A 14,520-nucleotide genomic window follows, 5' to 3' on the forward strand; every position below is an offset into this window, starting at 1 on the left:
CGCGTGGTGCTGGGCGCTGGGATTCGGGTCGGCCTGAGCTGCCCTTGCCGGCACCTGGACTGGTGGGTTTGCTCTTCGGTGAGCCGTTGTCGCTCGGCTGTACCGGGCGCCGGGTGAATCCAGGTCGTTTACTCATCATCGCTCACCTCTTGTGCGCCGGAATGACGCTGTTCAATTCTTCGAGCAGTATGCGTTCCAGTTCAGCCACAGTGGGCCGTTCGCCGGAGTAGACCCACAGCGCCGCCCGGAAGCCACGGCACAGCATCCGGGCACGCAGGCGCGTGTGTGCGTCACCTCGGCGCTCGGCCTGGGTCTGCAGATTGAGCAGCATGCGTTCGATCTGTTGCTCTCGAGAGACGTGGGCCTCATTCACGATCAGACCCTCGGGCCACTGGCCGACTGCTTGCGCATGTTGGCGCACAGCTGATCAAATTCAGCGTCACTCATGGCCGACACACTGGCGGCAGTGAGCTTGCCGTTGACGGTCGGGTCAGCTGCACCGCCCAGGTTCCCCAACGATGTGTTGCCTGGCGCCCTGGCCACGCGTGGCAGGTCGGCGCTCGACGCATGAGGGGTGCGCATGCCTGGTTGGTAGCCAAGCTGCTGCGCGAACTCCCACACATGCCGCGCCGGATCGATGCCGTTGGCCTGGCACTGCTGCAGGAACTGCAGGGATGCTATGCCTTTGACCTGGCTCAGCATCTGCGGATCAACGCCAGGGTGCATGGCTTGCAATTGCGCCGTCACGTGCCGGTCAACGTGATCGAACGCCTGTTGATAGCTGTCGGAGCCGACCTCGGAGATTAGCGCTTGCTCAGCGCTACTAACGACTGGGGCCACCGCTGCTGCCTGCTGTCGCATACCGTCCTGAAACTGACGCACATCGAGCTGCTGTTGCTGTGCGGCCAGGCGCTGCTCGAACTGCTCGGTGAGCGCGCGCACATGCCCTTCTGGGTCATCCGCGAACTCAGGCACCTGTGCCTGTTGCTGGGCAGCCTGCAACTGTGCAATCTGCTGTTGCAACTGTTCACGCGCAACGCGCTCTTGCTCCAGCTGGGCGTTGAGCTGTTGGCGTCGCTGGCGTTCTTCCTGCAGGGCAGAAAGCGGCACCTGCTTGCGTGGCTGCTGGCCGGCTGGTGGTTCGGCACCATCCGCATCTGCCGCATCGCTGGATGGCGGCTCAGCACTGTTGCGTGCATCACGCTCAGCGTTGATGGCGTCATGCTCTTCCACCGCGTCAGCCAAGCTGTGAGGCAACGCATCGTCGGCGGTAGGTGCGTCTGGCACACCTGTGCTGCCGGTCAACTCGGCAGCCATTTCACCAATATCAAAGCTCATGTTGTCGTGCTCCCTTGCGAGTAGTGTGTGCATGGCGCTTGGCACCGGGTTCAACAGGTGGGTCAGCCTTCATTGCTGCTGGAGGCGTTACCGTCTTCACGGACGCCAAGCCATACTGCTCGGCCAGGTGATCGACGCCGACCTGGGTTACGAGCTGGGATTTCTGGCGCTGGAGCGCTTCGGCCAACTGCTCGGCAAGGCGGTCGCGATCCTTGAGGTACTGAAGTTCTGCGCGGTAAACGCGTACTTCTTCGTCGGTCAGCGGTCTGCGGGTGATTTGATCCATGGTCCAGCCAACCACGCGACCCTGACGGCAGGCCAGGCGCTCGGCGCGAGTGAGCTTCAGCAACCAACTGAGCAGTGTGCCCTCCGCCTCAGGTGCAGAGCGGCACTCAACAATGGACGGCACCTTCTCGTCGGTCACGCTGCTGATGTTCCACACCGGTCGTGGCAAGTGCACAGCGAACACGTCGCCAGCGCCCCGCTCGATCTTGGCGCGACTGGTGTCAAGGCTGTGCAGCTTCGCGTCGAGGCGCAACTGCTGCAGGTGTTCAAAGGTGTAGTGGCTCACGATAGAATCCCCCCTTGTGCGGCTGCGAGACGGTCACGCAGCGAATCGAGTTCAGCCTTGCGGGCATTGGACTGCAGGCGACTGTCAGAGGACTTGAGGCGCTGTAGTGCTGCGTGCGCATTGCGTAGCGCGAGACGTGCGACTTCGCGTTCGGCATCCAGGAATTTCTGCGCGTCCATCAATTCGTCGACGCGTTTCTGTGCGGCCTCAATGGCTTGTTGTGCTTCGGCGTAGGGGTTCATTTGCGGGCCTCCCGCTGCTGGATGGATTGCTTCAAACGGTCGAGCGGGCCGCGTTTGCCAGCCGTGACCAGGGGAATCAGCGCGACCTTGACCGCGTTGCGGGCTTTAGTAACGACCTTGTCCAGGGCCTGGCGGCGCTGGTCATCGTCCATGGTCTGCCACGCCTTGCTGCGCATCAGGGCGTTAGCATCGCGGTGGATGAGCTGGCCGGTGATCTCGTCGCGCTCGTGGAGCTGCTCAGGGGTCAGCACATGCGTGACCTTGCCGGAAGTGAATTCGCCTTTCTGCTTTCCTGGTGCCCATCCAAGGCGGGCTGATTCCTGACGCACAGGATCATTGGTTGGCGTGGAGATTGGGAACGGACCCGCCCGACCAACCTGACGTTGAGCCTCCATCAGCGGTGCGCCGAACTGGTCGCGCTTGATTGGCAAGCTTTCGCGCAGGCCAGGCAGCCTGTATTTGAGCTGGTCGACGAAGCTGGCTCGGTCGGTTTCGCGCTGGTACGGGTCCATGTAGCGGCCAATATGGCTCAGGAGCGTGGCGGGTTGCGCCAGGGTGGCCGTAGTGCGGTTGACCCAGGCATCGCCATAGCGATCTGGATCGCTCATCGCCTGCATCACACCGGACAGGCCTTGCAGCCAGGTCTTGCTGGTGAAGTTGCGACCGATAGCTTTGAGGATGCTGGCGAAGCCAAGGGACTGATCCTGCGCACCGTTAGCGATGTCGGCGGCGACGCCGACCAGGGTGGCCATCGGTTCAATTCGGGAGTACTGATACCACTGCCCGTTAATCTTGAGGCTGTAGGGTTGGTTGCCTGCAGCAAGCCAAGCCTTGCGGGCTTCGGGATCTTCTGGACCACCACCCGTAAGATTGCCATTGATAGCCCCGAGTGCACCAAACGACATCAGCAGCGAACCAATGCCCATGCGCGCCAGCGCCTCCTCCTGGGCATGGCCACCCTTGGCCAGGTCTTGCCGCACTTGTTTGAAGATCGGCGCGGCTGGACTGTGCTTCACCGCGTAAGTAATCAGGTTCGCCGGGGTCTTCAAAAACGGCACAACCAGGTTACCGGTGCCATGGGGCAGCGAGTGGCGCAGATTGTTCACCGCCTGGGTGATCTTGCCGGCTTGATTGTTGAAAGTGTGGAATAAGGCCGCGTCTTCACCGACCTCAAGCAATTCCTTGGGTGGGTCGGCCAGGATTTCTCGCACACGCTGGTGGATGACTTTAGGGCCTTGGCCTCTCAGTTCGCTGGCGGCCATACGGTACGCGCCGGAGTAGCGAGCCATGCCATCGTTCAGGTACTTGAAGAACTGGTCTTCGCTCTGGAGCATGCGCAGCGGCACCCCCCACACCTTCTGGCCTGGGTAATCAGTGCGGTAGACCTCGGCTTTGTTCTCGCTGCCGAACGCATCTTCCCCGGTGCGCCACGAATCGACCGCACCTTTGGCACCGTTGACGGCGCCCTCCAGCATGCCACCCAGCTGGTAGAGTGGTTCACCGAGACGGGTTTCGCCGTTCAGGCCGATCAGGCGTTTGGCTGCACCGATGCCGCCAGCGACCGCGCGGGTTGGCACCTGCATCAGGCTGGTGGCCAGGTTGCTGATGATGTTCACCGCGTGGGTGTCGGGCGACGACAAGAGCAGACTTTTGTACGCCGTCCAGAAGCCATCGCTGCCAGCCTGACGGGCAAGTTTGTTGGCGGCTTCAACACCGCCGACACGGGCTGCATTGGTCAGGGCGTCAGCAATGGCCTTGGCACCCTGCACACCGCCCACGCCATCCAATAAATGCGACGCCTGTTTCATCGTGGTCACGTCAGCGCGCATCACAGACAAAGCACGGCCGATCTCGGCACGGCTGGCCATGACCGCCTTCTGCGTGGTGCGCAGGTCGTTCAGCGATTGCAGAAAGTTGGCCTGTTCGATTTCGCTGGCGTTGCCGCTGCTGATCTTGGCGCCAAGGTCCAGCGTCTTGAGGGTCTGATCCTTGAGCAGGCGGGTAGCGGCTACCTGCTCTTCCGCGTTGAACGCGACACCAAGCCGATGCTTGCGCAGCTTCTCGACCGTGGCCCCGGTCAGGGCGGCTAAGCGTCCTGTTTCTTCCCAACTGATCGAGCCACGGCGGGCGGCTTCGATGTCTGGAGCATCATCCGCCAACAGGGCCAAGCTGTTATCCATCTGGCTCTGGTCCATGCCCATCGACTCGAACAACGGGCGCACATCGTTCGAGCCAGCGAATGGGGTTGGTGCTGGCTGTGCGGGCGCCGCCTGCGGTGCAGGGGTAGGCACAGTTGTTGCGGGTTCTGGCTGCAGCGCTGGCGGCTGTTCGGGTTGTTCTGCCAGGGCGTTCATGTTCGGACGGCGCAGGCCAGCACCAGCCCCCATTGCACCGCCAACCACACCACCCATGACCATCTGTTTGTCGACACCTTCCAGGGCCGGGCGGTCGGTAGCCAAGTTGGTCAGCACCTGCTGCTGGCCGGATTGGCTGAGTTCTTCCAGGGACTCAATGCCGGTCCCGGTCAAGGCTCGGCTAACCAAGCCCTTGGCCACGTCGACGCCGTTAGCGCCGGCCATCTGTGCATCGATGTCAGCCACGCCGAGGTTGCGACCGATGCGGGCGCCAGCAGCACCGAGCAGGCCAGTCAAGGCGCCAGATGCCAGGGCAAGGCCGGATTGGCCGGGGGTCAACGTGCCGGTTGCCTGGCGCGTCTGCTCGGCCTGTTGGCCAGCGGCGACTAGACCTTCGCCTGTACCTGCTCCGATCACACCCGCTGCAGCAGGAACAGCACCAAGGGCCTTGGCGCCCAATGCCACACCGCGCCCAATGCCCCCACCCAGCAGCATGGATGGCGCTGATTCGACGATCAGGTGAGGGATATTACCGGGGTTGTCGGCCAAGGCCTGGAGCGTACCGCCGAAGCCTGTAGCGCGTTCCAGCGCCTGCCTGGAGGCTTGGCGTTCTGGGGTGTCGTGTTCGTTGATGTACGTGCGAACACCCGAGCTGTCATAACCGATGGCTCGGGGAATGGCACCACCGGATGCCAGCCCTGCTGCACCTGCCAGGGCGTCACCTACGGCTACTCCACCACGGGCCAGGGAACGGCCAACGTCGCCCACCACGCTGTTGTCGATGGCGCTTTCAATCGAGTCCAGGAACCCGGGCGATTGTGTGGCATTGGGCACAGATGGTGCCGACTCGGCGTAGTCATCCCACGGCGCGGCATCCTCAACGGGTGCTGGCGCAAGGGCGGCTTGGGACGGCGCCGCGTAGTCATCCCAAGGCATGCCGGCCATCAGGCTTTACTCCACGATGCCGGGTCAGCCGGGTTGCCGCCGTTGTAGCGATAGCCCTTCTTCACGGTGCCTACCGCTGGAGCGCTCGGGTATTGCGCCTGGCTGGCGGCCGGTGCGCGTTTGGCCTGTTGCACCGGCTGCGCGCCAGCGGCGGTCATTGGCAGGACACCGACCGGGCCTTGGGCTTGCGGGGAGTACGTCTGCAGGCCACCAATGCCTGGAAGCTGGGAAAGGTCCGGTTGTCCTTCTGGCGCAGGGGCCAGCTCGTCGACGGCGGCATCAAGAGCGGCGCTGGTCTTGGCTTTCCGTCCAGGGCTGTACTGGTTGAACGGCTCGCCATACTTCTCATACTGGCCGGTCTGCGGGTTCAGCACATGACGCTGCATGAGTCCGTCACCAAGCGGTTGATCCAGTACCTGGCGCTGGGTCGGCATACGCGGGCCGGACGACTCGCCACCGCCGGCACCGGTGCGGGCCTGGCGGGCGTCGAACTGGCCTTGCTGCTGGGCCAAGGAGGCTTCTCGGTGAGCCTGCAGGTTGTCGGCGCTGTTGGCCCGGAGAATTTCATCGAGCGGCAGGCCGAGGGTGGCAAGTTGCCGCGCCAGCGGGCCAAGGCTCGATTGCAATCCGGGGTCTTGCAGCGCTTGCTCTTGGCGCTGTTGCTGGGCAAGCCGGGCCTGTTGCATCGCTTGTGCCTGTTCCATCTGTTCCATCTGTGCTTGACGGTAGGCCTGCAGCTGCTGGGCGTGTTGCTGCTGAGCCTGCATCTGACCCATGCCGGCCAGGGCGTTGCCGAGACGAGCACCACCGCTTGGGTTGCCTGGCTGGTAGCCGGACTGCGCCATCAGTTGCAGACCCAACTGCCCAAGCGGTGTGCCAGTCACGTTACCGAGGCCTTGATTCAGCCCGTTGAGAATATCTGCGAAAGCCATGGTTCGCTCCCCCTCGGCACATATGCCGGATCAGTGAATCGTGGTGCCGGGATCGGCGGCGAGTTCAGCGACGGCGAGACGTACCGCTGCGGCCTCAAGGTCGGCTTCGGACGGCGCGTAGATGCCGACCGCCGTGTACAGCGCCAGGCGCTCGAACGGGCCAATGGGTGCGTCTTTCGGGGTTTCGGTGGACATAGCGGCGGACCTCAGTTGGTAGCCTTGGCACGGTTGGGCCGTGCGCGGGATTGGGTTCTGGCAGCGGCACGGGCGACCTTGTCCTGGGCGACCTGTTGCGCGGTCAAGCTCAGGCCAGGCGGGACATACAGAATCAGGCCGTGCTCGTCGGTGATGACTTCGTGATAGAGGGGCTTGGCCATGGCGTCCTCCGCTGGGCGTGGGGTCAGCAAGGCAGCACGCACACGCAGTTCCAGGTCGCTCCAGCCTGCGGTGCGCTGCAGTACGAGTTCGGCTAACTGGTCGAGGGTCCAGGCCTTTGGCGGGCGGCCAGTCGCGCCAGTGTGCACAGTCGTGGTGGGTGCCAGCTCGGGGTGATCAGCGAACACCTTGGAGAGGGTCGAGGCATCGAGGCCTGCCAGCCCGGCGAGCTGTGGCGTGGTGCACAGGGTGGTGGTCGTTGAGGCTTTCATCTCCGTCACTCCCCCGAGTGATTTGGTGATGAATTCACGATAGAGGTAAACGAGGGTCAGAGAACTACCGCCCGTCTAACTTTGATTGCTTGAAGATAAACCGTGTAATATTTTTAAAGGTTTTACACGTTTACTTGTTTAGCACAAGTTGCTGATTTTCCTAGATTGGTTATTGTTGGCGTGTAAGGTTTTGGTTATGCACACGGTTCTAGTTAGTGCGCCGTTCGTCTGAGAATTTTGGGGGCGGAAGTCTGCGCTGAAAATTTTCGGAATTTGAAAACTGAAGTTGCGGATCACAGATGTGGTTATACGTATGTAACGACACTGAAAGCCCTCTACCCCCACCTGGCGGGGGGTCGATGTTTTCCGCCCCTGGGGCACTTTCCCTGGCCATCCCGCCCATTCCACCTGGTGGCGCCGCCTCCAATCGGTCGGTTACTCTTACCTTGATCATCGCCTAGAGGCCCGCAATGACTGACCACAACGCGATAGCAGCCGATACGCTGGAATTGCTGCTCATGAACCAGCAAGCGCTGCGTGCAAGCATTGAAGAGCTTTCGCTGTGGGTGAGGCAGCGTGGCTCAATACCTACCGCTGACAACGTGATGGTTGCTTTGCGGACGCTCGACACCCACGCGGAGGCAATAGCTACAGGGATTGAGGCCCTGCGCTCTTAGCCTGTGTTCACAAGTACACTCATGACCACGCGTCGGAATGAACACAGTTGCCTGCATTCCAGGCTTGCAGATCGGTAGGTTTGGGACGAAGCTGCCAATGTCTAGACTTGTGAACACAGAGGCGAACACCATGGACATTGGATATATCCGCGTCAGCTCGGCTGACCAGAACACCGCGCGCCAGCTCGACGGCGTGCAACTTGACCAGGTGTTCACTGACAAGGTGAGCGGCAGCACTACAGACCGGCCAGAGCTGGCCCTGTTGCGTCGTTCGCTGCGGGCAGGTGACACCCTACATGTGCACAGCATCGACCGCTTGGCGCGCTCGCTGGCCGACCTGCTGGCGCTGGTAGAAGAGTTCAGGACAAAGGGCGTGAGCCTGCGATTCCATAAAGAGAATCTGACCTTCACTGGACAAGCCGACCCGATGCAAGACCTTATGCTGAGCATGATGGGCGCCGTTGCACAGTTTGAACGGGCGATCATCCGTGAACGCCAGGCCGAAGGCATTGCCAAGGCAAAAGAGCGTGGCGCCTACGAGCGGCGCACTGCAGATCAGGGGAATGCCAAGATCAGGGAGTTGCGGGACGCTGGCATATCGATACGCGACATTGCAGCAAACCTGGGCATTGGGGTCAGCACAGTGCAGAGGGCGATTCGAGCCGTCAGAGCGGAATAGTGGCTATATAATGGCCATGATGGCACCAATGAATAGGTGAATGGCCAGTGAATGGGTGCACCCATTCAACCGGAAAGCCTCGAGCTAGACGCCGCGAACGAGGGTTGCATGGGCATGAATGACAAAAAACGCATTCTGCCACCTCCAGCGCACAGGGGGCATATATAGAGCATATACTCTATTTATACCTATTCTTCTAATACAATAAATAAAGTCATTCATAGTAATTCAAAGCCCTTCCAGCCCTTGTGCCACGCGCCCTCCCAGCACGAATGACCTCTTCGCCTTCAGCCCATTCATGAATGACCTCAGCTCATTCAATTTGCCCTCTAACCTGCGCCTTATAACCAAACAGCACATATCCATATACTCAAAACACGCAGCTAAATTTATCGCTAGCCGCCCTTATTTTAATAAAACGCCTCTTAAATTTATTAAAACGACCGTTAAATTTAATAAAATCCTGACCCTCAGGTCATGTGGCCATCATCCCCTGCTCAGTCCTTTCGGCGTCAGCGCCTCGGCAATCTCCCCCTCAGTAGCACCGTGCTCCGCCTGCCAGCACAGCCCTTCACAAAAGTCAGCCCACTGCTGCATGGCCTCGGTGCGCTCTTCCAACAGCTCCTCACGCGCGTATGTGCCCCCCAGCGCCCCCGGCATACGGTGACCAAGGCTCAACTCCAACACCTCCGTGTCGATGCGCAGCTTGCTACGCGCAAGGGAGCGAAACGTTGCGCGAAAACCGTGGGAGGTCAACTCTTCCTCGCCATAACCCAACGCACGAATGGCGAGCAACAACGTGGTTGGACTCAGGTGCTTTGACGCTTGGCGGTCAGAGGCGAACACCCACCCACTGGCCACAGACATCTGCTGTGCGTCGCTTGCAGCACCAAACGCAAACGGCCTGGGCACACTGACGGCCATGCCGTGCCTCTCCTTGATAGCGTTCAGCTGAGCTATCACCTGTGGAGCCAAGGGCACGATCAAAGGGCGCCCGGTCTTCGGCGGCGTGAAGCGCCATTGTGCCTGCGCGAAGTCGATGTCTTCCCACCGCATTGAGCAAAGTTCGGACGGCCGCACAGCGAGCAGCGGCAGCAACCACATCGCCCAGGTTGCCGGCTTCTCCCTCGGGGGCACGTGGATGAGCCGGCGAAAGTATTCGCGCAGCTCGTCGACAGTTTCCAATGCCGGGTGGTGCCGGGTCTTGGGGGCACTGACCAGCTTCTTGCCAAGCACCTTCCCACGATGGAGCGCGACGTTGTCTTCGACCGCCCCCAGATCAAGGGCGAAGTCCAGTATCTGCTTGACGGTCACTCGCGCATGGGCGGCAGCCGTGGGACGCGAACCAAGACCCACGATCAGCTGACTGATATGACGCCAGGTGATTTCATGCACCGGCTTATCACCAAGCGCCGGCAGCACATGCAACGAAAGCGTGGCGCGATAGTTCAATCGGGTTTTCTTGGACAGGTCAGCCCTGCTGCTCAGCCACTGCTCAGCCACCCGCCTGAACGTCAGACTATCGCGCTCGATCTTCGCCTCGATCCGCGCCTTTTTGACCTTGAGCGGAGCCACCCCCTCGGCCACCGATGTGCGCGCCTCCCCTGCTAGCTCGCACGCCCGCGCATGATTGATAGCCGGAAACTTGCCGATGGTGTACAGGCCAGGCTTTCCGTGCAGGCGGAACTTGTAGCGCCAGATCTTGCCGCCAGCCGACGTCACATGCAGATGAAAGTTAGGGATGCTACCTTCCGGGTAGTTGCCCGGCGTGGTGATTTTGGACGCTGCAGCGTCGCTGTTCGGCTTCGGTTTTTTTGGGCGGATGTCGTCTTGCACAGTGGTGATATCCAACAGGATCTGGTGATATGGGGCCAGCGGATCATATCACCACTTAGGGCTATATACACATCCATCGTTTGGTAATATGATGTAATCACGGCAAGCGCAAACCCCCGTTTCTGTTGACTAAAAGCGACAGTCTCGGAAAGTCAGGCGAAAATTCTTACTTCCGTCGCAAGGCAAAACACTTTATGGCCAACATTATCTTCACCCCGGATTCCGATGCCGAGTCCATTTCTTCCGACGTAGCCGAGTTCAACGGCGTGCTGGTCACCACCCAGATTCCAGCCGATCTGGACGGCGATATCGTGCAGCAGAGCGAAAGTACCCTGCAGGCACTGAAAGAGGCCTTGGAAAAGGCCGGCAGCGGCATGGACCGCGTCATGCACCTGACCATCTACCTCACCGACATGGCCGACCGCGCCGCCTTCAACGAGGTGTACCAGCGTTTCTTCAGCAAGCCATGGCCGGTGCGCGCTGCCGTGGGCGTGGCGGCGCTGGCGTACCCGCAAATGCGTGTCGAAGTGACCGCGATGGCGGCCAAGGGCTGACACAGCGGTTGCCTCACCGCCAGGGGCTGCAAAGCGGCCCCAACCCAAGCAGGACGCAGTACCGGCAAAACACCTCTGGGCAGCCAAAGCATGCCACCCGCCCATTTCCCCGCTACAATGCCGCCCTACCGTGACAGCCCGAACCTATAACGACATGTCCCTTCCAAAGAATCACCTGGAACTGCTCAGCCCTGCCCGTGACGTGGCCATCGCCCGTGAAGCGATCCTGCACGGCGCTGACGCCATCTACATCGGTGGCCCGAGCTTTGGCGCGCGCCACAACGCCTGCAACGAAGTGGGCGAAATCGCCGAGCTGGTAGAGTTCGCCCGGCGCTATCACGCCCGCGTGTTCACCACCATCAACACCATCCTGCACGACAACGAGCTGGAACCAGCGCGCAAGCTTATCCATCAGCTGTACGACGCCGGCGTCGATGCGCTGATCGTGCAGGACCTGGGGGTGATGGAACTGGACATCCCGCCGATCGAGCTGCATGCCAGCACCCAGACCGACATCCGTACCCTGGAGCGGGCCAAATTCCTTGACCAGGCCGGCTTCTCCCAGCTGGTACTGGCCCGTGAACTGAACCTGCAGCAGATCCGCGCCATCGCCGCCGAAACCGACGCGGCCATCGAGTTCTTCATCCACGGCGCGCTGTGCGTGGCCTTCTCCGGCCAGTGCAACATTTCCCACGCCCAGACCGGCCGCAGCGCCAACCGTGGTGACTGCTCGCAGGCCTGCCGCCTGCCGTACACCCTCAAGGATGACCAGGGCCGTGTGGTGGCGTTCGAGAAGCACCTGCTGTCGATGAAGGACAACAACCAGACCGCCAACCTGCGCGACCTGGTCGATGCCGGCGTGCGCTCGTTCAAGATCGAGGGCCGCTACAAGGACATGGGCTATGTGAAGAACATCACCGCCCACTACCGCAAAGAACTCGACGCCATTCTCGAAGACCGCCCGGGCCTGGCCCGCGCCTCCAGCGGCCGCACCGAGCACTTCTTCGTACCCGACCCGGACAAGACCTTCCACCGCGGCAGCACCGACTACTTCGTCACCGACCGCAAGGTGGACATCGGCGCCTTCGACTCACCAACCTTCACCGGCCTGCCGGTAGGTGTGGTGGAAAAGGTCGGCAAGCGCGACCTGCAGGTGGTCACCGAAGTGCCGCTGACCAACGGCGACGGCCTCAACGTGCTGGTCAAGCGTGACGTGGTGGGCTTCCGTGCCAACATCGCCGAGCCGCGTGGCGAGTTCGAAGAAGACGGCCACAAGCGCTACCGCTACCGGGTCGAACCCAACGAGATGCCCGAGGGCCTGCACAAGCTGCGGCCCAACCACCCGCTGTCGCGCAACCTGGACCACAACTGGCAGCAGGCCCTGCAGCGCACCTCGGCCGAGCGCCGGGTAGGTGTGGAGTGGCACGCCGTGCTCACCGAACAGCGCCTGATGCTCAGCGTCTGCAGTGAAGAAGGCGTAAGCGTGCAGGTCGCCCTGGATGGCCCGTTCGGCGCAGCCAACAAGCCGCAGCAGGCCCTGGACCAGTTGCACGACCTGCTCGGCCAGCTGGGTACCACGATGTATCACGCCTATGCCATCGTGCTGGACGCACCGCAGGCGTACTTCATCCCCAACTCGCAGCTCAAGGCCCTGCGCCGCGAAGCCATAGAGGCGCTGACCGAGGCGCGCATCAAGGCCCACCCGCGTGGCGGGCGCAAGGCCGAGACCACGCCGCCGCCGGTGTACCCGGAGTCGCACCTGTCGTTCCTGGCCAACGTCTACAACCAGAAGGCCCGCGACTTCTACCACCGCCACGGCGTGCAATTGATCGATGCGGCGTACGAAGCGCACGAGGAGCACGGCGAAGTGCCGGTGATGATCACCAAGCACTGCCTGCGTTTCTCGTTCAACCTGTGCCCCAAACAGGCCAAGGGTGTGACCGGCGTGCGCACCAAGGTGGCGCCGATGCAGTTGATCCAGGGCGATGAAGTGCTGACCCTGAAGTTCGACTGCAAGCCTTGCGAAATGCACGTGGTCGGCAAGATGAAGAGCCACATCATCGACCTGCCGACACCCGGCAGTGCGGTGGCTCAGGTGGTCGGGCACATCAGCCCGGAAGACCTGCTCAAGACCATCCCGCGGGCACCGCACTGAGGGTGACACGCTCCTGTGGCCTGTAGGAGCGGCCTTGCCGGGGCGCCGGACCGGTCGGAAAGGGCTGCGAAGCGGCCCCAGCTGACCAGCAGCGATGCAAAAACCTGGGGCCGCTTCGCGGCCCTTTCGCGACACAAGGCCGCTCCTACAACAACCGCGAGACCTGCGCAGCGGCCGTCTTTACACCATCACAAAATTCCCAGCCCCCGTGCCGTCCGGTCCACGGCAATGCGCGTCTTGTCCACCAGCTCATCGAGCTCGCCATGCGTGGCCACCAGCGCCGGCGCCATGATCATCCGCCCCAGCGTCGAACGGATGATCACACCTTCCTCGAACCCGTAGGTGCGGCACTGCCAGGCCAGGTCGTTCTCGTTGGCGTAACGCTTGCGGCTGCCCTTGTCCTCGGCGAACTGCAACGCCGCCACCAGCCCCGCGCCCTGCACCTGGCCAATCAACGGATGGTTGGCAAACGCCTCACGCAGGATGCGCTGCAGGTACGGGCCGGTATCGTCCTTGACCTGGCGCACGATGCCTTCGTCGCGCAGCGCCTTGAGGTTGGCGATGGCCACTGCGGCCGCCACCGGGTGCCCGGAATAGGTCAGGCCGTGGGCGAATACCCCGCCACGCTCCACCAGCGCTTCGGCGATGCGCTTGCTCAGCACCAGGCCGCCCATGGGCACGTAACCCGACGTCAGGCCTTTGGCGATGGACAGGGTGTCCGGCTCGAAGCCAAAGTACTCGTGGGCGAACCATTCACCGGTACGGCCAAAGCCACCGATCACCTCGTCGGCGCACAGCAGCACATCATACTGGCGGCAGATGCGCTGGATTTCCGGCCAGTAGCTTTCCGGCGGGAAGATCATGCCGCCCGCGCCCTGAAACGGCTCGGCCACAAAGCCTGCGACATTCTCTGCGCCCAGCTCGAGGATCTTCTCTTCCAGCTGCAAGGCGCAGCGGCGGCCGAACTCGGCCGGCGTCAGCTCGCCACCCTCGGCGTACCAGTAAGGCTCGTCGATGTGTGCCACGTCCGGAATCAGCCCGCCCATCTCGTGCATGAACTTCATGCCGCCCAGCGCTGTGGCGGCCAGGGTCGAGCCGTGGTAGCCGTTCCAGCGGCCGATCATGATCTTCTTGTTCGGCTGGCCGACCACCTGCCAGTAACGGCGCACGGTGCGGATCAACACCTCGTTGGCCTCGGAGCCGGAGTTGGTGTAGATCGCGTGGCTGTAGTGCCCGGGCAGCAAGCTGAAGAGCAGTTCGGACAGCTCGATCACCGCCGGGTGGGTGGTGTGGAAGAACATGTTGTAGTACGCCAGCTGGTCCATCTGCGCGGCGGCGGCGGCGGTCAGGTCCTTGCGGCCGTAACCCAGCTGGGTGCACCACAGGCCGGACATGCCGTCCAGGTAGCGCCTGCCGTCGTTGTCCCACAGGTACAGGCGTTCGCCGCGGGTGATCACCCGTGGGCCTTCGGCGTTGAGCGCCTTCTGGTCAAGGAAAGCGTGGATGTGGTGGGCCGCGTCGCTGGCCTGGTAGTCGCGGGTGTCGCGTTGCGGCTGGAAGGGTGCGTTCATTGTTGTTCTCCGTGAGTGA

The 14,520-nt window shown here is 62.1% G+C and carries 14 protein-coding genes; 4 read left to right on the forward strand and 10 right to left on the reverse strand.

The genetic code is table 11. The features are described from left to right. Positions 1–142: 142 nt before the first annotated feature. From ACMGF5_RS23160 to ACMGF5_RS23195, 8 genes are read right to left on the reverse strand one after another with little or no spacing between them, the layout of a single operon-like run. Entirely contained in the window at positions 143–373 is a 231-nt protein-coding gene (locus ACMGF5_RS23160; protein ID WP_156042664.1) for a hypothetical protein, read from the reverse strand. Positions 374–375: 2 nt separating this feature from the next. Continuing rightward, positions 376–1,338 (reverse strand): hypothetical protein, encoded by a 963-nt coding sequence (locus ACMGF5_RS23165; RefSeq protein WP_414157279.1) that lies wholly within the window; start codon positions 1,336–1,338, stop codon positions 376–378. Beyond that, complete coding sequence (locus ACMGF5_RS23170; RefSeq protein WP_414157280.1) at positions 1,328–1,909, reverse strand: hypothetical protein; 582 nt, start codon at positions 1,907–1,909, stop codon at positions 1,328–1,330. Before ACMGF5_RS23170 ends, ACMGF5_RS23165 begins: the two co-directional genes overlap by 11 nt. After that, complete coding sequence (locus tag ACMGF5_RS23175; RefSeq protein WP_414157281.1) at positions 1,906–2,151, reverse strand: hypothetical protein; 246 nt, start codon at positions 2,149–2,151, stop codon at positions 1,906–1,908. Before ACMGF5_RS23175 ends, ACMGF5_RS23170 begins: the two co-directional genes overlap by 4 nt. Continuing rightward, positions 2,148–5,450, reverse strand: coding sequence for a hypothetical protein (locus ACMGF5_RS23180; RefSeq protein ID WP_414157282.1), 3,303 nt, complete (start codon positions 5,448–5,450; stop codon positions 2,148–2,150). The genes ACMGF5_RS23175 and ACMGF5_RS23180 overlap by 4 nt, the downstream gene beginning before the upstream one ends. Next, positions 5,450–6,382 (reverse strand): hypothetical protein, encoded by a 933-nt coding sequence (locus ACMGF5_RS23185; protein WP_414157283.1) that lies wholly within the window; start codon positions 6,380–6,382, stop codon positions 5,450–5,452. Before ACMGF5_RS23185 ends, ACMGF5_RS23180 begins: the two co-directional genes overlap by 1 nt. Before the next feature lie 30 nt (positions 6,383–6,412). After that, positions 6,413–6,577 (reverse strand): hypothetical protein, encoded by a 165-nt coding sequence (locus tag ACMGF5_RS23190; protein ID WP_414157284.1) that lies wholly within the window; start codon positions 6,575–6,577, stop codon positions 6,413–6,415. An 11-nt stretch (positions 6,578–6,588) separates the two neighbouring features. Continuing rightward, positions 6,589–7,029 (reverse strand): hypothetical protein, encoded by a 441-nt coding sequence (locus ACMGF5_RS23195; protein ID WP_414157285.1) that lies wholly within the window; start codon positions 7,027–7,029, stop codon positions 6,589–6,591. Positions 7,030–7,499: 470 nt separating this feature from the next. Here ACMGF5_RS23195 and ACMGF5_RS23200 point away from each other — a divergent pair, with 470 nt between their 5' ends. Both ACMGF5_RS23200 and ACMGF5_RS23205 read left to right on the forward strand, forming a co-directional pair. After that, positions 7,500–7,706: a hypothetical protein gene (locus ACMGF5_RS23200; RefSeq protein ID WP_414157286.1), complete on the forward strand. Its 207-nt coding sequence runs from the start codon at positions 7,500–7,502 to the stop codon at positions 7,704–7,706. A gap of 130 nt (positions 7,707–7,836) precedes the next feature. After that, a complete protein-coding gene (locus ACMGF5_RS23205; protein ID WP_414157874.1) occupies positions 7,837–8,385 on the forward strand; it encodes a recombinase family protein in 549 nt (182 codons plus the stop codon). A 486-nt stretch (positions 8,386–8,871) separates the two neighbouring features. On the opposite strand, the gene ACMGF5_RS23210 is transcribed toward ACMGF5_RS23205, so the two are convergent. After that, positions 8,872–10,236 carry a tyrosine-type recombinase/integrase gene (locus tag ACMGF5_RS23210; RefSeq protein WP_414157287.1) on the reverse strand — a complete coding sequence of 455 codons (1,365 nt, stop codon included), beginning with the start codon at positions 10,234–10,236 and terminating at the stop codon, positions 8,872–8,874. Between the two features lie 179 nt (positions 10,237–10,415). On the opposite strand from ACMGF5_RS23210, the gene ACMGF5_RS23215 reads away from it, so the two are divergent. Beyond that, positions 10,416–10,775, forward strand: a complete 360-nt coding sequence (locus ACMGF5_RS23215) for a RidA family protein (protein WP_012314719.1) — start codon at positions 10,416–10,418, stop codon at positions 10,773–10,775. Between the two features lie 154 nt (positions 10,776–10,929). Beyond that, positions 10,930–12,930, forward strand: coding sequence for a peptidase U32 family protein (locus tag ACMGF5_RS23220; protein ID WP_204918118.1), 2,001 nt, complete (start codon positions 10,930–10,932; stop codon positions 12,928–12,930). Positions 12,931–13,118: 188 nt separating this feature from the next. On the opposite strand, the gene ACMGF5_RS23225 is transcribed toward ACMGF5_RS23220, so the two are convergent. After that, positions 13,119–14,501 (reverse strand): aspartate aminotransferase family protein, encoded by a 1,383-nt coding sequence (locus ACMGF5_RS23225; protein ID WP_115274639.1) that lies wholly within the window; start codon positions 14,499–14,501, stop codon positions 13,119–13,121. Between the last annotated feature and the right edge of the window lie 19 nt (positions 14,502–14,520).

Source organism: Pseudomonas sp. BNK-15 (assembly GCF_047456105.1).
Lineage (GTDB): Bacteria > Pseudomonadota > Gammaproteobacteria > Pseudomonadales > Pseudomonadaceae > Aquipseudomonas > Aquipseudomonas putida_E.

Excerpts from the sequence above, each read along its gene's own strand:
- ACMGF5_RS23165 (WP_414157279.1), bottom strand. The coding sequence starts at position 1,338 with ATGAGCTTTGATATTGGTGAAATGGCTGCCGAGTTGACCGGCAGCACA.
- ACMGF5_RS23175 (WP_414157281.1), bottom strand. The coding sequence starts at position 2,151 with ATGAACCCCTACGCCGAAGCACAACAAGCCATTGAGGCCGCACAGAAA.
- ACMGF5_RS23180 (WP_414157282.1), bottom strand. The coding sequence starts at position 5,450 with ATGGCCGGCATGCCTTGGGATGACTACGCGGCGCCGTCCCAAGCCGCC.
- ACMGF5_RS23185 (WP_414157283.1), bottom strand. The coding sequence starts at position 6,382 with ATGGCTTTCGCAGATATTCTCAACGGGCTGAATCAAGGCCTCGGTAAC.
- ACMGF5_RS23190 (WP_414157284.1), bottom strand. The coding sequence starts at position 6,577 with ATGTCCACCGAAACCCCGAAAGACGCACCCATTGGCCCGTTCGAGCGC.
- ACMGF5_RS23195 (WP_414157285.1), bottom strand. The coding sequence starts at position 7,029 with ATGAAAGCCTCAACGACCACCACCCTGTGCACCACGCCACAGCTCGCC.
- ACMGF5_RS23200 (WP_414157286.1), top strand. The coding sequence starts at position 7,500 with ATGACTGACCACAACGCGATAGCAGCCGATACGCTGGAATTGCTGCTC.
- ACMGF5_RS23205 (WP_414157874.1), top strand. The coding sequence starts at position 7,837 with ATGGACATTGGATATATCCGCGTCAGCTCGGCTGACCAGAACACCGCG.
- ACMGF5_RS23215 (WP_012314719.1), top strand. The coding sequence starts at position 10,416 with ATGGCCAACATTATCTTCACCCCGGATTCCGATGCCGAGTCCATTTCT.
- ACMGF5_RS23220 (WP_204918118.1), top strand. The coding sequence starts at position 10,930 with ATGTCCCTTCCAAAGAATCACCTGGAACTGCTCAGCCCTGCCCGTGAC.
- ACMGF5_RS23225 (WP_115274639.1), bottom strand. The coding sequence starts at position 14,501 with ATGAACGCACCCTTCCAGCCGCAACGCGACACCCGCGACTACCAGGCC.